The sequence below is a fragment of the Blastopirellula marina DSM 3645 genome (assembly GCF_000153105.1).
Taxonomy (GTDB): Bacteria; Planctomycetota; Planctomycetia; order Pirellulales; family Pirellulaceae; genus Blastopirellula; species Blastopirellula marina.
Genome location: NZ_CH672377.1, coordinates 437,795 through 459,500 on the forward strand (window position 1 = coordinate 437,795; position 21,706 = coordinate 459,500).

At 58.0% G+C, this 21,706-nt stretch carries 12 protein-coding genes and 1 tRNA gene; 4 read left to right on the forward strand and 9 right to left on the reverse strand.

What is annotated here, in order from left to right; all coding sequences use genetic code 11:
- Window positions 1–128: 128 nt before the first annotated feature.
- Complete coding sequence (locus tag DSM3645_RS20875) at window positions 129–2,678, reverse strand: hypothetical protein (RefSeq protein WP_002654552.1); 2,550 nt, start codon at window positions 2,676–2,678, stop codon at window positions 129–131.
- A 427-nt stretch (window positions 2,679–3,105) separates the two neighbouring features.
- On the opposite strand from DSM3645_RS20875, the gene DSM3645_RS20880 reads away from it, so the two are divergent.
- Complete coding sequence (locus DSM3645_RS20880) at window positions 3,106–9,255, forward strand: alpha-2-macroglobulin family protein (RefSeq protein WP_081444954.1); 6,150 nt, start codon at window positions 3,106–3,108, stop codon at window positions 9,253–9,255.
- A 186-nt stretch (window positions 9,256–9,441) separates the two neighbouring features.
- On the opposite strand, the gene DSM3645_RS20885 is transcribed toward DSM3645_RS20880, so the two are convergent.
- The 5 genes from DSM3645_RS20885 to DSM3645_RS20905 form a co-directional block, all read right to left on the reverse strand.
- The gene (locus DSM3645_RS20885) at window positions 9,442–10,860 is read right to left on the reverse strand and encodes a hypothetical protein (RefSeq protein WP_131282762.1); all 1,419 of its coding nucleotides are present in this window, start codon (window positions 10,858–10,860) and stop codon (window positions 9,442–9,444) included.
- A gap of 591 nt (window positions 10,861–11,451) precedes the next feature.
- Window positions 11,452–11,931: a carboxypeptidase-like regulatory domain-containing protein gene (locus DSM3645_RS20890; protein WP_002654556.1), complete on the reverse strand. Its 480-nt coding sequence runs from the start codon at window positions 11,929–11,931 to the stop codon at window positions 11,452–11,454.
- A 102-nt stretch (window positions 11,932–12,033) separates the two neighbouring features.
- The gene (locus DSM3645_RS20895; RefSeq protein ID WP_002654557.1) at window positions 12,034–13,008 is read right to left on the reverse strand and encodes a DUF1559 family PulG-like putative transporter; all 975 of its coding nucleotides are present in this window, start codon (window positions 13,006–13,008) and stop codon (window positions 12,034–12,036) included.
- A 552-nt stretch (window positions 13,009–13,560) separates the two neighbouring features.
- Complete coding sequence (locus tag DSM3645_RS20900; RefSeq protein WP_002654559.1) at window positions 13,561–14,007, reverse strand: hypothetical protein; 447 nt, start codon at window positions 14,005–14,007, stop codon at window positions 13,561–13,563.
- A 129-nt stretch (window positions 14,008–14,136) separates the two neighbouring features.
- Window positions 14,137–15,156: a DUF1559 domain-containing protein gene (locus tag DSM3645_RS20905; RefSeq protein ID WP_040352899.1), complete on the reverse strand. Its 1,020-nt coding sequence runs from the start codon at window positions 15,154–15,156 to the stop codon at window positions 14,137–14,139.
- A 666-nt stretch (window positions 15,157–15,822) separates the two neighbouring features.
- Here DSM3645_RS20905 and DSM3645_RS20910 point away from each other — a divergent pair.
- The 3 genes from DSM3645_RS20910 to DSM3645_RS20920 all read left to right on the forward strand — a co-directional run bounded on the left by DSM3645_RS20910 (window position 15,823) and on the right by DSM3645_RS20920 (window position 18,574).
- Window positions 15,823–17,268, forward strand: a complete 1,446-nt coding sequence (locus DSM3645_RS20910; protein ID WP_040352900.1) for an AAA family ATPase — start codon at window positions 15,823–15,825, stop codon at window positions 17,266–17,268.
- A 614-nt stretch (window positions 17,269–17,882) separates the two neighbouring features.
- Window positions 17,883–17,953 (forward strand) — tRNA-OTHER (locus DSM3645_RS20915).
- 27 nt (window positions 17,954–17,980) lie between these two features.
- Window positions 17,981–18,574: an HNH endonuclease gene (locus DSM3645_RS20920; protein WP_002654562.1), complete on the forward strand. Its 594-nt coding sequence runs from the start codon at window positions 17,981–17,983 to the stop codon at window positions 18,572–18,574.
- Window positions 18,575–18,663: 89 nt separating this feature from the next.
- Here DSM3645_RS20920 and DSM3645_RS20925 read toward each other — a convergent pair whose 3' ends face one another.
- From DSM3645_RS20925 to DSM3645_RS20935, 3 genes are all read right to left on the reverse strand, one after another.
- On the reverse strand, window positions 18,664–20,268 hold the full coding sequence (locus DSM3645_RS20925; protein WP_081444955.1) for a hypothetical protein: 1,605 nt from the start codon (window positions 20,266–20,268) through the stop codon (window positions 18,664–18,666).
- Between the two features lie 263 nt (window positions 20,269–20,531).
- The gene (locus DSM3645_RS20930; protein WP_050769476.1) at window positions 20,532–20,999 is read right to left on the reverse strand and encodes an MOSC domain-containing protein; all 468 of its coding nucleotides are present in this window, start codon (window positions 20,997–20,999) and stop codon (window positions 20,532–20,534) included.
- A gap of 6 nt (window positions 21,000–21,005) precedes the next feature.
- Window positions 21,006–21,554, reverse strand: coding sequence for an RNA 2'-phosphotransferase (locus DSM3645_RS20935; protein ID WP_040352901.1), 549 nt, complete (start codon window positions 21,552–21,554; stop codon window positions 21,006–21,008).
- Window positions 21,555–21,706 lie beyond the last annotated feature (152 nt).

Sequence of the window (21,706 nt, forward strand, 5' to 3'; positions counted from 1 at the left end):
GGAATTTTCGGCCGATTCTCTTTGTAAATTTGCTGCAATAGAAGTTCGCGGCGCGATGCATGCATCACACGCGACTCGCTCAATCGAAAGAGGTGGTGGAAACCGCAAAACCCGATCGAGAGGGGGATCTATAAAGACTGCTGCAACTGTTCGACCTGTTCCACAAGTCCCTTATTGCGGGCCTTTTTCGCGGCAACTGCCGCGGTTTCGGCGACGGTGACCGCCTCGTCGCGACGTCCCGCTTTCAGCAAACGAGGTGCTAGCGTCAACGCATACTTGGCGACCCGCTCTTGTTGCAGCGCGCCCTCGCTAGCCGCTGCTAGCTGATATGACTTGAGGTCCCACTCCAGCGGATCGATCGAGAATCGCTTCGCCCAGTCGAGGACGATCTCGTTGCACAGCGGCAGTTCGCCCCCCTTGGCCGCTTCAGCCAGCGCGTAGCGGAAAGTCACAAATTGCAGCTGGGCGTCATCGTCGATCGACTTACCTTCGCTGAGCAACTTTTTCGCAAGCTCCGTGTGGTCGCTCGCACGCTTCGCATTGGCGAACGCAGTCGCCCACTTCTCTTGAAACTGGGCGGTAGCCGCGGTCAGCGACGAGTCGCTGGGAACTGCGACCTGCACCAACAAATCGTCGGCCAGATTGTAATTGTCGGTCGCGACCAACGGCAGATCGCCAAGGTCGGCGCCGGCTTGTTTCGCCTCGTCCCACATGGCCGCCGCACGTTCGACTCCGCCTTTTGGCGCAACCAACAAGTAGGCGCCGCGGATCATTTTGGACTGAGCGTCGTCGTCGGCCAGTCCTTCGGTCGCAAAGTGCATCGCCAGGCCAGCCGGCAGATCTGCGAGCGTGTAGCGTCGATTCTCGCCGTTGACGCGAATCACCAGATAGTCGGCGCGATTTTCCACAATTCGTGCGACCGTCGGACCAACGGTCAGATCGGTATCAGCAGTTAAACCAGCCAGCTCTTCACTGACGGCGGCCCAAAAAAGCCCTACCTGGTCGGCTAACTTTTGCAGCCGCGCGACTTTTTGTTGGTGAGCAGGCAACTCGGCCAGCGGCGTCGCTTCGGCCAGAATACGCTGCGCATCATCGGGTCTGCGCTCGACGAGCGCTTGTCTGGCGGCGGTCAGCATTTGGCCTAACTGGATCACAGGCGATGATTCGCCGTTCATCTCTGCAACCATCGCCGGTGAAGTCGACTCAGGAGTCGCCGCCGGATCTTCGACCGATGTCATGACCGGCGCAGCGCCGCGCCGGCTCGGAGCGTATCGGCTCTTTTCATCGGCGAGAGCGATGTAGCTCGAAATGTCAGCGCCTTGGGCGGCGGCCGCTTTCCAAACGTCCATCGCATGTCCCTGGTCCGCGATATCGGAGAACAGGAGAAACGAACCCTCCACCAACTTCTTTTGGGCGTCATCACCCGCGAGACTGTAAAGCGCCAGCGCCCGCCGCAAGCCTTCCGGCAGATTGGCCAGTTCGTACGACTTGGATTGGCCTGCAACGCGCAACACGAGATGGGTCGCGGTTTTGGAAGCGACCGTAAAATCGGTCGAACCGACCTGCAATTGTTCGCCCCCTTGCAGCTTTTCCAGCGAGCTGTCGATCGCCTTTTGAAAGGCGACCAGATTCTTGGCGAGTTGATCGACGCGTTGAAACTCGGCTTCGCCTTGATCGGTTTTGTTCAGCGATGCGGCGCCGGCGAGAGTCGCTTGGGCCGCCCCAAAATTCTTCGCCGCTAACTGCCGCCAAGCTGTTTCGATCGTCGTCTGAAGTTGTTTCTTTTCGGTCGCGGTCGGTTGCGGCTTGACCGGAGGTTTCGGCTTGGGCATTTCGCCCATCGCTTCCATCCGCTCGTCGGGATCCCCCAGACCTGGAATCGAACCGGCCAATTCTTCCGCCGTGGGGCGTTTGCCGGGCTGTCGCAGCGGCTTCTTTGCTTTCTTGAGTTCGACAACGTCGGTCGACGCATCCATCACCGGCGAGACCGGCGCAACCGGATCCGCGTCGGCGACTTCCTGGGCTTGCTGGTTGGATTGCCAAACGACAAAACCGCCGACGGCGCCGCCGACTAACAAGAGCCCGAGCAGAGCGGAGACCCAAAACATCCCGCCCCCCCCTTTGGCGCGTGATTTAGCGCGTTTGGCGGTCGAAGCGCCACGGCCGCTCACTTGGACCGGGGCCTCGCTACCGCTAGGCGCCGCTTGGGCAGTGCTGCCGACTCCCCCAGGACCTGCGCCGTAGCCTACCCCCTGAGAGGCCGGGTAACCAGCCGGCGCCATGGGATTGGTTTGGCTCGGCTGCGCGGTGGGAGCATAACCGGCGTTTCCACCGTAGGGGGCTCCTCCGTACGGAGCGCCGCCATGTTGCGCGCCGCCGTGCTGGGATCCGCCGTATTGGGCGTAGTACTGCTGTAGTTGCTGGTCGTAGATTCCCTTTTGCGCCGGATTCTGCAAACAGGCGCGTGCCGCTGTGATCTCTTGCAAGATTTGCTGACGCGAACCTTCCTCGGCGCCCCCATGCTGCGTTTGCACGCGCAGGAAGGCCTGCTCTCCCTGGGCCGAAATCAGCTGCGGATCGGTCTCGAAAGTCCGCAAGCCAAGCAGCGTGTAATAGTCAGGGCGGCCGTAAACGGAAAGTCCCAGCCAGCGGTAATACGGATTATTAGGATCGGTCATGACGGACAAATCATCGTGAAGGTGGGCGGGAATATGTCAGTGGGGCGGCGTCACGACGGGGAATGCCTCTTCTCCGTAGACGACGATGCGCGGGCAAAAGTTTTCTCGACCTGGCTCCCCAGACCTTTGGGGGCGGCGGATCTATCCAAACTCTATCATAGTCGGGGGCGCCATTTCCTCGCAAAAGCGGCGTCGTGCGGCAATACGACTAATTCTTTTTCACCCAAATATCCACTCAGGTTTCGCACAAATTTTTACTTAAATCTGCCATAATCCTCTTTATCGATAAATCGCCCGCGGACGAGAGCAGCGCTTCGCCTCCAAAGTTTCCTGAAAACTTTTTTGGGGCGCACGTCGTCAAGGTTGGTGATTAGCAAGAAGCGGTGCACATGGGCAGCCCGCAAGTGATCAGGCATTAGGTAGAAATATGAACCAGAGAATCACCGTAAGGTTTCGCTTCGTCGACACTGCAATACTTTTGGCCATCGTCGGCGTGATGGGTGCGCTGCTGGTCGGACAATTAGGATCGCTCGCTGTGCAAGCTCAACCGATCGACTTCGCGCAACTCGACAAGCTGTATAAAGACGGCAATTACAAAGAAGCGTACGAACAGGGGCGCCCCCTCTTTTTGAACGCCGACAGCGACGCCGACGAGATTCGCACGCATCTCTACCAAATGATTAGCGCATTGCAGCAATTGGCCCGCGTCGACGAGCAGGCCGATTTTCTTGAAGAGGTGGTCGCCGCACATCCCGAAAAATGGCGCGTCTTGGCGGCCGTCGCGACGCAGTATCAAAGCGTCCAGCACTATGGGCAAATGATTGACAACCAGTTCGTCCGCGGCGGTCGACGAAATCGCGGCCAATGGACCAACAGCATCGAGCGTGATCGCGTTCGTTCTTTGCAGCTTTATGAACAAGCGCTCCCCTTGGTGGCCAAAGACGACCAAAAGGGAGAGGTCGCAAGTTTCTATCAAGCGCTGGCGCAATTTGTTCTCAGCGGACGCAGCCACAACGAATCTTGGCGCCTGCAGTATCTGACCGAAACCGACGAGCTGCCGGACTACGAAGAAGGCTACGGCCGCGGCGGACAAGCGCAAGGAGCCCCCGTCGATGAAACCGGGAAACCGATTTACTATTCGGAGCCCAAGTCGTGGGAAGCAGCGGCCAATGACGGCGAGCGCTGGCGTTGGGCCCTAGCGATGACCGTCGAAAATTCGGCGAGCCTGAAAGGATACGCGTTACGCCAACGGGCCGATTTCGCCCAGCAGCAATTTGGCGTGCAGACGTTGCAGCGGTTCGGCTTTTGGCCCCGCGGCGGTCAGCCACAAGATGAAGGCGCCGACACCGGAACGTACGCGCTGCACACGCTGAAAGAAAACGAAACGATCGCGCGTCTGGCCAACGGGATCAAGCGATTTGAATTGCCCGACGAATTCAACCATATCGCGCTTTACAAACAAATCATTGCCGACCAATCCAGCTACGCCGAGTCGACCTACGATCAACTGGCCAGCATCTTCGAGAATCGCCGGCAATATCCTCGCGCCGCACAGCTCTGGCGCGACGTGATCGCCAAGCATGGCCCCGGCGGCAACAACTATCGCCAACAGCGTCTGCAACAAATCGTCGGCAATTGGGGACAGTTCCAAGGGGGCGAGATCGCGCCCGCCGGACAAGGCGCCGAGCTGCAATATTTGTTTCGCAACGGCAAAAAAGTGAGCCTGACCGCGTCGCCGATTGATGTCGAAAAGCTGCTGACCGATGTTAAGAACTACCTGAAGTCAGACCCCAACCGCGTCGACTATCAACAAATCAACATCCAAGACATCGGTTCGCGCATCATCCATCAAGGAGACGAACAATACGTGGGCGAGCCGGTCGCCAACTGGAGCGTCGACCTCGCGCCGCGCGAGCAGCACTTCGACAGCCGCATCACGATTCAGGCTCCGCTGCAAACGGCCGGCGCCTATCTGATCAAAGCCAAAATGGAGGATGGCAACGAGTCGCTCGTCGTCGTCTGGGTGGCTGACTCCGCGATCATCTCCAAACGACTCGACAAAGGAATGTTGTACTATGTCGCCGACGCCGTAACCGGCAAGTCGTTGGCCGGCGTCAATGTCGAGTTCTTTGGCTTTCGCCAAGACAACATTCGCGGCACGAACAAGTTTCGCATCACCACCAAAAACTTCTCGAAGAAGACCGACGCCAACGGCCAAATCAAATTTGATGAGCCTGCGGAAAAAGACAATATGCAGTGGGTCGTGATCGCGCGTCCCAACCAGCGCGGTCTGGCTTACATGGGATTTCAAGGAATCTGGTACGGTCAACGACACGATCCGGAATACAACGCGACCAAAGCGTTTTTGATCACCGATCGCCCTGTCTATCGCCCTGATCAAACGGCCAACTTCAAATTTTGGCTCGGCCACGCGCAATATGACAAAGAAGGAGCGAGCGAGTTCGCCAACCGCCAGTTCAGCGTCAGGATCAACAATCCGCAAGGAGACAAGGTCTATGACAAGCAACTGACGACCGACGAGTTTGGCGGGCTCGTCGGCGAGTGGCCGATCCCCAGCGACGCCAAACTCGGCTCCTACACGGTCTACACCGATCACGGCGGCGGAAACTTCCGCGTCGAGGAATACAAGAAGCCGGAGTTTGAAGTCAAAATCGACGCGCCGACCGAACCGGTCATGTTGGGCGAAAAGATCGAAGCGACCATCACCGCCAAATACTTTTTTGGCGCTCCGGTCACCAACGCCAGCGTTAAATACAAGATCATGCGGACCGATTATCGGCAAGATTGGTATCCGATCGCGCCCTGGGATTGGTTCTATGGCAACGGCTATTGGTGGTTCGCCTATGACTACAACTGGTATCCCGGCTACTCTCGCTGGGCTGGCTGCATGCGGCCTTATCCCTTCTGGCGTCCCTTCCCGCAAACTCCGCCGGAACTCGTCGCCGAGCAAGAGGTAGAGATCGGCCCTGACGGCACGATCAAGGTCGAGATCGATACCGAGTTGGCCAAAGCGATTCACGCCGACAAAGACCATAAGTACTCGATCACCGCGGAAGTCCGTGACGAGTCGCGACGCACCATCGTCGGTACCGGCGACGTCTTGGTGGCGCGACAGCCGTTCAAGGTCTTTACCTGGCTCGATCGCGGTTACTACCAAGTAGGCGACGCCGTCCAGGCGAATATCAAAGCGCAAACGCTCGACGGCAAACCGGTCTCCGGTCCCGCCGATCTGGTCCTCTACAAGATCACCTACGACAAAGACCGTAACCCGGTCGAGACCGAGGTGCAATCGTGGAAAACCAACGTCGGCGCAGAAGGGGTCGCCAACCTGCAGATCAAAGCTTCCGCCGCCGGACAATATCGTCTCTCAGCGACGGTGACCGACTCCCAAAAGCATGCGATCGAAGGGGGTTTCATCTTCACGATTATCGGAGAAGGCTTCGATGGGTCGCAGTATCGCTTCAACCATCTCGAACTGATTCCTGACAAGAAGGAATACCAGCCCGGCGACACCGTCAAGCTGCAGATCAACACCGATCGCCCCGGCACGACGGTCCTCCTCTTCTTGCGACCGACCAACGGCATCTATCTGCCGCCGCAACGACTGGAACTAGCCGGCAAAAGCAGGGTCGTCGATGTCGGAGTCGTCAAAAAGGATATGCCCAACTTCTTTGTCGAAGCGCTGACGATCTACGACGGTCAGGTCCATCAAGAGACGAAAGAAATCGTCGTTCCGCCTGAGAAGCGCGTGCTGAACGTCGCCCTCGCTCCGAATTCTGAAAAGTACAAGCCCGGTGAAGAGGCCAACGTCAAAATTACGCTGACCGATCATACCGGCGAACCGTTCGTCGGCTCGACCGTCGTGTCGATCTATGACAAAGCGGTCGAGTATATCTCAGGCGGCTCAAACGTCGGGGATATTCGCGAGTTCTTCTGGAAATGGCGCCGACACCACCAACCTTCGCTCGAAGACAGCCTCTCCAAAGCGTCGTACAACATCTTCCTGCCCAACCAAATCGGCATGAGCTTCCTCGGCGTCTTCGGGCAAGGCGTCGCGGACGAGCTGAGCGATGCCGGCGGCTTTGGTGGAGGCGGCGATAAGCAAATGATGGCCGAGGGGATGGCCATGCCGATGGCCGCGGCGCCCGGCAGGCTGATGGCTCGCGGCGCGATGGCCAAATCAAGCATGGCGCTGGACGCCGTCGAAACGCAAGCGAACGAGGTCGGTGGCGAAGCCGCCGCCGCGCCGCCGATGGTCGAAGCATCCGTGCGGACCAACTTTGCCGATACGGCGCTGTGGGTCGGCGCGCTGACGACCAACAAGCAGGGAGAAGCCGAAGTCTCCTTAAAAATGCCGGAGAATCTGACCACTTGGAAGGTCAAGACTTGGGCGATGGGCAACGGCACGCGTGTCGGTTCCGGCGAAGCCGAAATCATCACCACCAAGAACTTGCTGATTCGTTTGCAAGCTCCCCGCTTCTTTGTCCAAACTGACGAAGTCGTCCTGTCGGCCAACGTCCACAACTACCTGAAGACGGCCAAAGCGGTGCAAGTTTCGCTAAAAACGCCTGGCGGTTTGCTAGAGCATCTTGATCCGTCCGAGCAGACGGTCAAGATCGAAGCCGGCGGCGAACTACGCGTCGATTGGCGCGTGAAAGTATTGTCGGAAGGGACCGCCGTCATTCGCATGAAGGCGCTGACCGATGAAGAATCGGACGCCGTCGAGATGAGCTTCCCGGCCAAAGTCCACGGTCTGCTAAAGACCGAATCGTGGGCCGGCGCCGTTCAGCCCGAAGTCGATATGGCGACGCTGACCGTCACCGTACCGCAACAGCGCCGCATTGATGACAGCCGTCTGGTCGTCCGCTATACGCCGACCTTGGCCGGCGCGATGGTCGACGCGTTGCCTTACATGGTCGACTATCCGTATGGCTGTACTGAGCAAACGCTCAACCGCTTCCTGCCGACCGTCATCACGCAAAAAGTGCTGCTCGATATGCAGCTTGACTTGAAAGCGATTCAAGAGAAGCGAAACAACCTGAACGCCCAAGAGCTGGGAGACGCCGCCGATCGCGCCCAACAATGGAAGCGATTTGAGCGAAACCCCGTCTTCGAGATCGAGACCGTCCGCAAGATGGTCGCCGACGGCGTGCAGCGCCTGACCGACATGCAAAACGCCGACGGCGGCTGGGGCTGGTTCTCCGGCTACAACGAACGGAGCTATCCGCATACCACCGCCGTGGTCGTGCACGGGCTGCAAGTCGCTCAAGAGAACGACGTCGCGATCGTCCCCAGCGTGATTAACGGCGGACTCGATTGGCTTTCGAGCTATCAGGCGACCGAAGTGCAGAAACTGCAAAACGCCGACGGCCAGAAGCATCCCTGGAAGACGACCGCCGACAATACCGACGCGCTCGTCTACATGATCCTGGTCGACGCCGGTCGCGAAAACCGTGCGATGCGAGACTTCCTCTATCGCGATCGAACCCATTTGTCAGTCTACGCCAAAGCGATGTACGCCCTCGGCTTGCACAAGATGGCCGACGCCGACAAGTTGGCGATGGTGCAGCGCAACATCGAGCAATACCTGGTCACCGACATGGAGAACGAGACCGCCTACCTGAAGATGCCGGAAGACAACTACTGGTGGAACTGGTACGGCGATCCAATCGAAGCGAACGCCTACTATTTGAAGTTGCTCACCAAGGTCGATCCCAACAGCAAAACTTCGCCCCGCTTGGTGAAGTACCTGCTGAACAATCGGAAGCACGCGACCTACTGGAAATCGACGCGCGACACCTCGTTGTGCATCGAAGCGATGTCCGACTACTTGCGGGCAACCAATGAGTTGAAGCCCGAGATGACCGTCGAGATTTGGATCGACGGCCAGAAGAAGGAAACGACCGAGTTCACCAAAGAGAATCTCTTCACGGTGAACAACACGTTTGAATTGGTCGGCAAAAATGTCACCGGCGGCGATCACAAGATCGAAATTCGCCGCCAGGGAGAAGGCGCCGTCTACTTCAACACCTATCTCACCAACTTCACGCTCGAAGACTTTATCACCAAGGCCGGCTTAGAGGTGAAAGTCGAACGACGTTACTACAAGTTGGTCCCGGAAGAAAAAGCAGTGAAGGTCGCCGGCGATCGGGGCCAAGCCGTCAATCAACGCGTCGAGAAATATCGCCGCGAACCGCTGGAAACCGGCGCTCAACTGACCAGCGGCGATCTAGTTGAAGTCGAACTCGTGCTCGAGTCAAAGAACGACTACGAGTACGTCATGTTCGAGGACCAAAAAGCGGCCGGGTTTGAAGCCAAAGATCTGCGCAGCGGATACAACGGCAACAGCCTGGGCGCTTACATGGAACTGCGGGACGACCGCGTCACGTTCTTCGTTCGCCAATTGCCGCGCGGCAAGCATAGCCTGACCTACCAACTGCGGGCCGAAATCCCCGGCAAGTTCAGCGCGTTGCCCGCCATCGCCGAAGCGATGTACGCTCCGGAATTGGTCGGCAACTCGAACGAAATGAAGGTAACGATCATCGACCAACAGTAGATGATCAGTTGCCGATCACATCGAGCAGTGACGTAAGCTGGGTTAGGCGACAGGCGTAACCCAGCTTTTTTTGTGTTGGAATACGACGAGAAAAACCATATTTGCAGACACAAAGGGGACGGGGGCGGTATTCCCCCGACTCTTTTTCTTGCTCGCTCCGGCTCGTCCCAATTGCGTTTCACCAGCTCAGTTGCTAATTGCAAAAACGAGCATCAGACGATGGGCGTCCCCCGTCGCCCCATCGAGCGTTTCCTTGCGGCCGTAGAGGTATTCTGTCCCCAGGAACATGTTTTGGCCCTCGGAATCGGGTTTCGACGAGTTAAACAATTTAAGGTGACTCACTAAGTTGACGGCAACATAGTCGCCTGCTCGATAAGGAGAAGTTGCAGGTGCGCGGGGTGCTGTGCTGTGCAAGTCGACATGGCTGTACGTGATCGTGCTGCGAAGATCATCAGTCCAGTTATGCGTGTATCCGCCATAACAAGCAAAGACTGGGAGCGCTTCGAGCGAACCGCTTGTATTCACCATGGCGTCGCCCGTATCAGGGGCGGCGTTCAAATCGACAATATAATGCGAGATCCCTTCCCCATAGGTGATAGAAAACATCACCCTGTCCTGCGCGGTCAACGCCGGGTTAAGCTGCATCCGATACGCTCCACTCAATGCGAGCCCCCAGCCAAATTCGCTTTCGTCCAAAGCCGCCGGAGTCTCCAACGCCAAGCTGCGAAATACGGACCCTAATTGCACATGCCACCGCTCGACGAACTTACCGTTCACACAATCTCCCACGACATACTGAGGAGCGAAGATAAAGTCTGGTAAGTAAGCGAAGCGACTCTCGTTGGCGGCGGTATAGGAAATCTCGGGGATTGGCTGTTCAATGCTCGCGACCGCCTTGAAACCATCTTCTCGCTGCGAGAAAAAGTCATAGCTAAGCCGTCCTTGACCATTCGTAATGCCCGCGTCGAATACGGTGACCCGTGCGCTTGGGCCGGCAATATCGATTGTTTCCGGAACGGCTGACGGGTCCGAGAAGGCTGAATCGGAGACGCCGATCGTAAATCCGTTGATCGTGCCAACGACGCTTCGTACGGCAAAACCGGTGGAGACCGAGTTATCCCCGATCGATAACTCCGCATTGTCGAGAACGAGGTCCGCGTGAGCACTGGCCCTGTAGGACGAAGTAGCCGGGGAGTAGGCGCTGAGTCGCAACGCGCTTCCATTCCCTTGAAGGCTGGCGCGTGCGTTTGTTCCGTAGTATGGCTGACCCGCGACCGGAATTGCCGAGGGGAGAAACATGCCGTTCGCGAATGGCGCCAGACGCGTGCTGTCGCCAAATACTGCAGCCCGCGCTAGATAGTTGGAGTTAATCGTTGAGTCAATCAGGTAGCTGGTGTACGGCGCCGCCTTATCGTCTGAGGGAGCATACGCCATTACTGTTTGCGAGCTCGTCACCGGGGAAGGCGGAAGAACCAATAGATCGTTGATGTTCTGACCGAGGGCTAGCTCAAGTCTTACGCCAAGACAAGCGAGCGCACTCAGTACCACCAGGAACGCAGGCCGAATAAAGCTTCTTGCAACAAAGTGTGAAAGCAGTGCTACCATTTTTAGTCCGCCTTTAAATGTGACGCTCTACGTTCTTCATTGCCAAGGTTTCGGCTACACACATTGGGTATCGGCGTCGCAACTGCTGGGGGTACACGTTTTTCCGGATACGTGAAAGCTAGCCAATCATAAAACGGCGGTCTAACGAACGGACAAGTCAGCGAATGTCGCACTGACAAAGGCGCGGCTGCAGATGACACGCCTTCCTGAGTTGCGCTGGGCCGAAGAGATTTTGGAAACGCCTATAGTGACGTCGGGCCTGGGCGCCGTCGCCACATCTTATGGCGACAAATGGGATCGACGGGCAGGTAGTGGCGCATCCCACGAAAACTTGACCAACCGACGGGGCGATACTCAAGCCGATCGCCATGCAAATTCATTGCCACCCAAGAACGCGGCAATGCCTTCCCCATGAGAACTTCGTTGCATGGAGGAATTCCATCCTCAATACAGTCAAAGCCAAAGGGGGCCCTTGAAAACAATGACCCCCGTCCTTCTACGTTTTCTATGGCTTTGCTCGAAATATCCAAACGCATTCATTGCCGCAAAGACGTGGCGATGGGGCCCGGTGACGGCATTTTTTGCCCCGCGTTATCTCCCCCTGCGGGATCGGCTCCGTTTTGACGAGAGGTCAAAATCAAACGTGTTTGCGCCTGGCTGCACGTCCGCTTCCAGTTCGCTCTGCACGTTGTAGCGAGCGGGGATTCTCGGCTTCCCTGATTTGGCGCGGCGCTTGACTTGGGGAAGTTCGGCGTCCGGTTCCGCTTCGTCAGGCTCATCCGCTTCTTCGCTCGGTGCGATCTCGACGCGATTGTGGCCGAGCTTGGTCCCTCGCGTACTGCGAATGTAGGTCAGCTCGTACTTTCCCTCCGCATCCGTCTGGCCATGGGCCGGGCGGCCGTTGTCGGGTTGAAAGACGATCGCCACGCCGCTGAGCGGATCGCCGTCCAGCGTGACGGTTCCACTGACTTGACCCAGTTCAGGTTGATCACTCGGAGCGCTGCAGCCTGACAGACTTAGGAGGAGCACCGACAAGGCCGCCGCCAGGCGCCCAGTTGGGTTTGACTTCATAATACAACTCGCAATGCGGCTGATTGATCGAGGGTGATTTCAGCCTAGAAACGTGCCGCGCCACGGTCAGCGGCGCGGCTTGTTCGCCATCCATTCTGCGGATTAGTACCCGCCCAGAACTTCGCCTTCCGAGCGCGTGCTGAGCCCTTGGTAGGTCGGCATGTCCATGTTTTCTGAGAGGAATCGGACGCTGCCGTCCCCCATGACAAAATTCGCTCCGCCGGCGTGCCAGCTGCCGGCCGCTTCTTCGGCGCCGCCGTTGATCGGATCGTTGCCTTCGGCCGCGATCAAATATTCCGTCATCTCGAAGGGCGGGTTGCCGTCAGCTCCGGTCGAGAAGATGGCGCGACGGTCGCTGCCGACGCCATAATGGCCCATGATTTGGCCGCCGGTATCAACAACCTCGCTGACGAAGATCGTGTTGCTCAGACCGTCACGCACGTCGGCAAACCGCGTCTTGCTGTCAACGTAGAAAATCCCGTTGCCATTCATGCAGCCCCAAGCTTCCGATCTCATTTCGGCGAGATTCGATACGCCCGTGCACTCGCAGTTGTCATTGCCGTTCCCGATCCGGGTTCCCATGTTGCCGTTGTAATTGGACGGCTGGTACCCATTCTTCGCTTCGCCGTTGGTGACGTCTTCCTGAGAGGGGCACCAGAACACGGAAACGACCGTGTCACGAACGATCAATGGTTTACCAGCGCCTTGGCTCCCCGATTCGTTGCCAAACCCGTCGGAACCCTGGATCGCATCAAAGAGGTTCCCTTGTTCTAGGAACGTCAGGATGTTGGCGTGCCAGGTCCAGCCATGTCCGCTGTAGGTATTGGCCGACTCTTTCGGCAACCCTTGATTGCCGGCCGATAGGCTCTGGTAGGTGTCGTGATAGTTGTGCAGCGCCAGCCCGATTTGCTTCAGATTGTTCTGGCAATGCATTCGCCGAGCCGCTTCGCGAGCTTGCTGAACGGCAGGCAACAGCAGCCCAATCAGCACGCCGATAATCGCGATCACAACCAGCAGTTCCACCAAGGTGAAACCACGGCGAGCACTCTTCATTTGGGACAAACGACCGAGTTTCATTTCAACAACTCTTCAGTAACAGATGAAAAACAATTGCCTTGAACAGAGCGTCGAAGCACGGTTGGCGGTTGCTTGGGCGTCGACGCAGGCAATAGAACAAAGCCGATTGCCGTCGCACAATCGTTCTTCACGCAGACTGACGACAATTCATCGAAACCTAATAAAACGCCGTGCAAATGCGGAACTTGTTGGGGGCTTTGGCGCAGTGAAGAGAAGGGTTTCTGCGCGAAAGCGCGAGCACGCCGGCGCCGTGGTCACGACTTCAAGATCATCGCTGCAGTCAGAGAATTAGCAGCGGCGCAGCCCACGAAAATCCAACCACCCAATGGCGCCGGTCACGTAGAGTGGGTGGAGCGAAACCGCGATCGATTCCACCATCATCCAACGACAAGAGCGGGTTGCGCAACCAACCGCACCCCGATGGCGAATCCGACGCAGTCGGTGGGTTGCGCAAGCGGCGGCGTCGCTTGAGATTGGACACCGCCGTTCGCTTGCCGCACCCACGCTACATTACTGGGGACCGCGCTATTTATGCGTTCCTGGGCGCTCTGGCTACTTCGTCTTTAGATCGAAGTCGATGGTGTTGCTGCCGGAGTCCACTTGGGCAGTCAACTCCGTTTTTGCGTTGTATTTGGTGGGAATGGTTTCTTTCCGCGCCGCGACCAAGGGCTGGCCCCCTTCGCCGCCACCGGCGTCGGCAGCAGACGTAATGCGAACTTGGTGTTCTCCCAAGACGGCTCCATTTCGGCTTGCTGTAAAGATAAGTTCATAGCGTCCATTGGCGTCGGTAAAGCCTACTGAGGGGCGTGCGTTGGCAGGCTCAAAGGTAACGACAGCTTTGTCGATGGGCTTCCCGTCCAGCGTGACGACGCCGGTCACATAACCCGTTTCCGGGCCTGGCGGCTGAGAACAGCCGACGGTAACCGCAGCCAAAACTAGCGCGAAGACGCCTGACGCGCGTGCATGCGAGATCAGAAATTGTTGGCAAGTCGTGATCAATGGATTCAGTCTCCGATGGAAGCCGGAACGCGAATTCCTCGGTCCGGCGATACGAGTAGAACAGTTCAAGAGCAGGGCCTTCGACTTTCGTAATCGAGGCCGGCTGGGGAAAGTCAGAATGGGCGCGGATTAATATTCGCCGATCACGTTTCCATCGGACATGCTGCCGAGAAATTCCATGATCGTATCGGTGGTTCCGCTGGCGTTACTCGCGGTGGTTTCCGATAGGAAGCGAACCGACCCATCCGCAAAGCAGACCTGGACTCCGCCGGGGTGCAGACTGCTTAAACCAGACTCCTCCCACTTCGGATAGGAATCTGCATGTTCCCAAATCTTATTCGGAGAGTGATAAGTCGTTACCAGAATTCTGCTCGCCCCTTGATCGGCCATGCCGCCCCGGTCTCGATGAGCCGGACCGCCGCCGTTGTAGTCGCGGGTCGCGAACAGTTCGCCCGCCAGATAGTCGGTCGTGTTGATGCGATAACAGCGCTCGCCCACCATCACCGTGTTGCTGCTGCCATCAGTAATGTCGCGCAGCCGCGTGTCGCTGTTTCGATAGAAGATGCCGGTCGCGCCAGTCGTACCATCGTTGAAGTTCGTCGCCTGATCCGCGCGAGCTAACGCCGAGCTATTGATGCCGAGATAGTTGGACAAAGAATGCCCTAATTCCGTCGACCCACCGTTCTGGATACAGCAGCCGGCGCATTCGGTGGTGCTGCTGAAGTCGGGGCCGATATCGGAAGGACAACGGAACGCCGCGTACCGCGATTGCATGACCGCTTGCTGCGTGTCCAAGACGTTGGACGGAGAAGCCGGGCCGACATTCAACAGGTCGTGCACATTTCCCATTTCCATAAACGGCAGGGTCAACGCGGCCCACGACCAATGCCCCTTGTTGTCAACCACTTCCGTGCGGCCCGAAATGTCGACATAGCCAGAGGGGAACGAGCCGAACGTGTCATGATAGTTGTGCAGAGCAAGGCCGATTTGCTTCAGATTATTCGAGCACTGCATGCGGCGGGCCGCCTCACGCGCCTGCTGCACTGCCGGCAGCAACAGCGCAATCAAGACCCCGATAATAGCGATCACCACCAACAACTCGACCAGTGTAAAACCATTTCTGGCCATGCGAGATACGCGAGACGACATAAGAAAATTGCCTACAATAAAGGAATTAATACAGGGGGGGGCCGCAAGAACCGACTGACGCCTGCGTCTGGGAAAGGAAAATTTAAAATTCAGAATACAGACAGGAACTCGCTTGGCCTGACGCGTTGAAAGCAACTCTAATAGCGCATCCCTGCTCTCAAGCAGCATCTAGCGAGGGACGTTCCTCACGAAGCAGTCGAACGGTCCACACCCAGTTTACCATAACAAATCTCAACAAAATGTGAAATTTAGCACCCCCCGCCAGACAAGCGGAATTCTCCCCCCCTGTTTTCTGTACGAGGTTTTTGGCAAGAACCACCAGAACGCCCCGCTTGGCGTTTCGCTTTCTCCGCCCCCGATCAGCCGCAGGGCCTTCGCCCCGGTTTCTGCTGCGAACTCCTTTGCAAGCAACAATCGGCCGCAAAAACCTCCCCCAATAGAGGTTGACACGCCGCCCCACCGATAGTATAAATTTGTACAGTACTTCGAGCGACGGCTCGGCCCTGCTTTTCTGCGTTTGTTCTGGCGCCTGCGGGATGCGCCGGAGTCTAGTTGCGTAAGACGTTTGGCCTGGGGATGGGGCTGAGCGTCGGAGTGTTGGTTTGCCCCGATTTTGGGCGTGCGGCTCTGCTGCGCCTGCGGCGAACCACGGGGGGGGAAATTGAGATGTCAATCGTCATAAACGAGCCTTCTTTCCAACCAACCAATCCAACGCCATCGAATGACGCGACTTCGCCGGAATCGGATGTTGCGGAGAAGCGGCCGGATCGCCGCGACCATTTGCGCTTGGCCGATTCTGATTCCGAAGAGGAGCGGCGTTCGGGCCCCGAAGAAGAACCTTTAGAGGGGCTGACCACGACCCAATTATTAGCACGGAAAAAACCGCGGGCCTGGTTGTTGCCGGGGATGCTGGCTCGGCATGAAGCGGCGGTGATTTTGGGGCCCCGTAAAAGCATGAAGACCTCGCTGGCGGTCGATCTGTGCGGCGCGCTCGCGAGCGGCGGCAAGTTTTTGGGCCAATTCGCGGCCGAGCGGGCCTTTCGCGTCGGCTTTGTCGGCGGCGAAGGCGCCGAGCCGGTGGTGACCGACCTGGCGCCGCGCTGGAGCGCAGCGGCGGGTGTCGACTTGTCGACGCTGGATCGGCTGGTCTGGGGGCTGAACATGGCGGAGCCGGGCGATCCGGTGAATGTGCGGCGGCTGACCGCTTGGATCGAGCGACACCAGTTGGAAGTGGTGCTGATCGACGCGGCCGATTTCTCGACCGCGACGCCGCGGGCCCAGACCCGGCAGCTGCGCGAGCTGGTGCGGTGCTGTTTGGAAGCCGGCGCGACGCCGATTCTCTGTTGTCCAACGCGCAAAGAGTCGCCGCCGCGGGCCTTAACCGCCGCCGATCTCGCCAGCGCCGCCTGTACGGCTGTCGCGCGGCAATGGCTGCTAGTCAATCGCCGCCAAGCGTTTGAGCCGGGGAGCGGGCGACACCAGTTGTGGTTGACGCTGGGGGGCGGCGCCGGGCAAAGCAGCCTGTGGGGAGTCGACATTGATGAAGGAGCAGCTGGTCGCAAGTGGGAAGTACAGTTGCGCGACGTGCCGGCCATCGCAGAAGAAACGGCCCAGTTGGCCGCCAAGGCGCAAGCCGATCACTTGCGGTGGAAACTGCGGGGCGTGATGTCGCAGATCGACCCGGCTCAGGCGACCAAGCTGAAGATCCGCGAGCAAAGCGGGATGAGCGGCGCCAAGTTCGGCCTGACTTGGCAACGTCTGGTCGACGCCGGCGAAATCCGACTCGCTTCCAGCAGTGATCCCTCCATGCGCCAGTGGGAGCCCCGTTATCGCCTGGTCGATCTGGCCGAATTAAGCGATGACGATGCGGCCGATTTCGACCCGCTCGACGAAATCTTCCCCACCTTCACCACCGCCGAACTATTGGCCTACGCCGAAAAAACTGCGCCGCCGAGTCCATTCCAGCAGGCCGACCAGCCGAGTCGTCCTGCGAGCGAAGCCGAGAAAATTTCACGCGCGAGTCCACTCGAAAAAAAGTCGCCGCCGAGTCCACTCCACGCTGCCCGCAAGTCGCGGAAGCGCCGGGCGAAGGTGCGAAAAAGGAGAAGGTGAAGCGGCGACGATTGTTGCTGCAAAAGTCGCGTAGAGGGTGGGTGGAGCAAAACCGCGATCGATTTTACCATCCTCCAATGACAGGACCGGTTTGCGCAAGCCACCGAACCCAATCGTCGCTCTGACCCAATCCGTGGGTTACGCAAGCGGCGACGTCGCTCGAGATTGGACACCGCAGTTCGCTTGCTGCACCCACGCTACGTTACTGAAGTTGCTGGTCACCGATGGACGTTCCGGCGCGAACCCCCTCTCCAAGAGTTCTCTCCTTTCATTGGAAAGCGATTTCGACAAGCCGCCGCGCGGATTCACCAAAACTTCAAGCCAACGTGAACGGTTTGCGGATTTGGCGATGTCGCGGCGGCGAATCTTGGCAGAGAGCGAAATACCGGCCAAGAAGGGACGATTGTGTGCCTTTGACCGTGTGACCTACTTGTTCTCTTCACCAATTTCTCGCGGTGACCAACCTTGCGGCGACGCCCCAAGGAAAAGGTTCGACCACGAAAAGTTGCTGTCAAAATCGCAGATGTGTTATGCTAAGGGCCTGACTTCGCTCCCCTCCTCACCCCAACTGGGGTCGGAATGCAGCCCTACAAAAGTTCCTTGATCGAGCCCAAACGACTGTAGCTCAACCAGGCAGAGCGCCCGTAGAAGCGGTTAGAAATCGGTTCGAACCCGATCAGTCGTCATCGACAATAACCTCAGGGAGAGATGGATGTCGGCAATCCTCGAGCGCCCAACGCTCGTCCTCAATCGAAACTGGCAACCCGTAGGCGTCGCCTCGGTGGCCCGCTCGTTGACCAAGGTCTTCAGCGGTACGGCGCGGATCGTCGATCCGCTCAGCTACCAACTGTACGACTGGGAAGATTGGTCGCAACTTGTCCCGAACAAGGACGAGCCGTTCATCTCGTCGCAACGGTTGAAGATTCGCGTTCCGGAAGTGGTCACGCTGGTCAACTACGATCGCGTCCCGCGTAACACGGTGACGTTCAGCCGTCGTAACGTGTTCAAGCGCGACAACTACACGTGCCAATATTGCGGTTCGCGACCAGGAAGCGAAAGCTTGACGATCGACCACGTCCTGCCGCGTGCCCAAGGGGGCGAGTCGAGCTGGGAGAACTGCGTGCTGGCGTGCGTCGAATGCAATCATTCGAAAGCGAACCGTACGCCGCTGCAAGCACGAATGCCGTTGCACTCGATCCCGGTCCGCCCCCGCTGGTCGCCGGTTTACGCCGCACGCCGCGTACGGATCGAGTCGTGGGCCAAGTTCATCAGCGAAGCCTACTGGGATACCGAACTGGGCGCCTAGACGCTGCTGGTAATATGAAAAACGCAAACAGCCGTCCGAGTCACTCGGACGGCTGTGTTTTTAGCGAACGACGAATCTTTGGCGCCAGGTTAACTTTTCTTGGCGACTGCCGGCGGCGTTTCGGCAAGATATTGCGATTCGAGCTTCACGAGTCGCACGTAATCTTCCCAGACCGTCGCATCCGCCGTTACGGCCAGATTGATCGCGAGAGCGCGGGTTTCTAACCAGTACTTCAGACGTTCGAGTTTCACGACATCCAGTTCATGCTGCTCGCGTTTCGCATCGAGCTCTTCAATCGCGCCGTTTAGCTCCTTCACCTTGGCGTAGTTCTCATTCTCGAGAATCGCTTGCTTTACCGCGTCGGCTTCTTCGGTGAGTAAGCGAGCCGTTTCGGGGTGCCAGGGGCTGCCGATCGCGGGCCAGCGATGCTGGATCGCTTTGGAGATTTCACTTTTGGCGGTCCCGAGCTCCTTTTTCTTCTCGCGGAGGTCTCCATCAGCGCCTTTCTTTTCTTCGCTGATCCGCTTCATCGCTGCTTCGACCTCTTTGCCGCGATCGGCGCCGACCAGCTCGAACCGCTGGCTGAGACCTTCGATCACCGCTCGTTCACTGGGACTGGCCGACATTAACAACACGTCAACCGGAGAATGGATCGACAACAAACCGTCTCGGCCGGTGGTCGCCGAATAGTGTCGCAGAAGAGCGTCCGAGGTCCGCGTCGGAATGTCGATCGTGTCGGCGTTCAATACGGTATAGGCATGCGCCTCCAACAGCGAGCTGCGTCCGTCCTGATCAAAATCAGGTCGCGTCACCGACTGCCCAGTGCGGGTCTCTCCGGTCAGCGCTTCCCAGAAGTAGGAAGAGTATTCGCGATACTCGGCCTGCTGGATGTTGGGGGTACAGCCGGCGGCGACACGATCCGGCACCGTCGAGAAGAACCCGCAGCGGGGATGATCGGCCAGCCCATTTTCTGGATCGCCCCCTTTGAAAATCAAGTTGCCGAACCCGCCGCTATAACATTGCACCATCACCGCGATCACCGGCGCGTCGACCGGCAGCTCATCCAGCTTTTCGGTCCACTCGGTCACGGTCATCTCGTGGGAGTTCCAAAGGTGCGTCCGATTGTTGACCAACGGCTTAGCCCGCTTCTTCGGCTCTTCTTCCTTCGCATCGCCTTTCTCCGTCGGCTCCGATTTCTTTTCGGTTTCCGCAGGCTTTTCTTTCGTCGGCTTCGAGCGTCCGCCGTGCCCAGTAAAATAGAAGACCAAGCGATCATCGGCCGAGAGCCGCTGCGAGAGATCTGCGAGCGACTTTGCAATCACTTCCGGTTCGGCGGCGCCGCTGACGCCGGGGATCGAGCTGGATCGATAGTTGAACTGAATCCCGTTGCTGGGCCCCACGATCTCGGCCAGCAGCGTGCGGATATCTTCGTCGTCGCGCGTGACATCTTCGTACTGCAGATCGGCCTGGGGATTGTCGCCGTCGTCAAACAGGATCTGATGCTCGAGTTGATCCAGCCCCAAACGAGCAAGAGACCGCTGGAAGTAGAGAACGTTATTCTCCAACGAGATCTGACTGCTCTTCGCGACAGGTCCTCCTCCCACCGTGAAGAAGTGATCGGCGGCTTGGGCCGACGCCGCATGCAGCGCCAGTAGGCCCAGCCCTACGCACAAAGTAGATGTCATTCGAACCATGGCAAACCTGTTCTCATAGAAGTCAGATATTTTGACAAATAACTCGCGACGCCCAGCCAACGTATCGCGATAACATGCGGTCATCAGCGCCGCGCTGCTGGAACCAACTAGATCCGCAGCAGAAAGTTTCGCGCTCCGGCGAATGATGCGGCGAGTTTCCTGCGACGTCGGACGAGCTCAATCGGCGATAGAAGTCCGGCGCACGACGCATGGTCAACAAGTCACGATTGTAACTTGTGTGTCTATGCAATGCAGTTTTTGGTTCAATGATTTTGCGAAGAATTCGCAGTAAGCGTCACAATGTCATCCGCCGCGACCTGTCCTGCTTGGATCACCATGGCGAACCAACCGGCGAGCTTTTCGCGATTCGGACGCGTCTTTCCGCTCCGTGGATGTTGCACGTAACAGGGCGCCCAGCGGCGCGTGAGACGAACGATCACTTCGCCCAGTCGAAGCTCGGCGCCGGCGTCTAATTGACCAAGCCCCACGCCGGCGACCGTGATGTTTTCGCCCACGCTTCCCGGCGGCGCCGGCTCCTCATCGATCGGCAATTGCTCGTAAAGCTCGACATCAAACAGGCTCACGGCCCGCTCGTTCGTCTCGTGCTCTAAATAGCGATGCTTATCGCCGACAATCCCCTGCGGCGTCAGCTCGATCGCTGCGACCGAATAGCGCGGAATGCCACCCGACGTCGAAGTGCAAACGGCGATCACCCTGCCTGTCGCATTCATTTTGAGTTATTCCAAAATACTTAAGTAAGCAGGGGGAACTTCGTCCGTCAGCCAAACTTGGTTGGGCGTCACGTAAAACGAATAACCGTCGGCATGCATTCGTCCCGCCGCGATTTGCAGCAACACCGGCTTGCCCCGTCGTTGTCCGACGGCGCTGGCCGTTTGTCGATCGTGATGCAGGTGAACGTGATGACGCTTCATTTTTTTCAGCCCTGTCTCCAAAATGATCGCGACCGATTGCTCCGGCGTTCCATGCAACAGATACTCAGGCGGCGCGGCAGCTTCGTAGCCCAGCTCCACTTCAATCGAATGCCCTTGCACCGCGCGGATGCGCAGCCCGTCTGAGGAGAACATGAACCGCTGCTTGTCATTTCGCGTCACGACTTCTTGCAGCTGCGCTAACGTCAGCGGCCGACTTTCGCGCCTGATCGCGGCGAGCAACGTGGCCACTTCGACCCAACCCTGCTCATCGAGTTCGATCCCAATTTTATCGGGCTGATGCCGCAGCACCAAGCTAAGAAATTTGCTCGTCTTCGCGAGCTGTTTATCATCCATCGCTTTCACGGTATCTCTGGTTACCGTTTCTATTTTGAAAGTTTGAAGTTGCGTTATTTGGCATTCACGAAGAATAGAACACGGACGCCACGGATAAATCACGGCCAGAATCAACCGAACATCGCCACACTAGCCCGCTGCGCAAGCGAGGG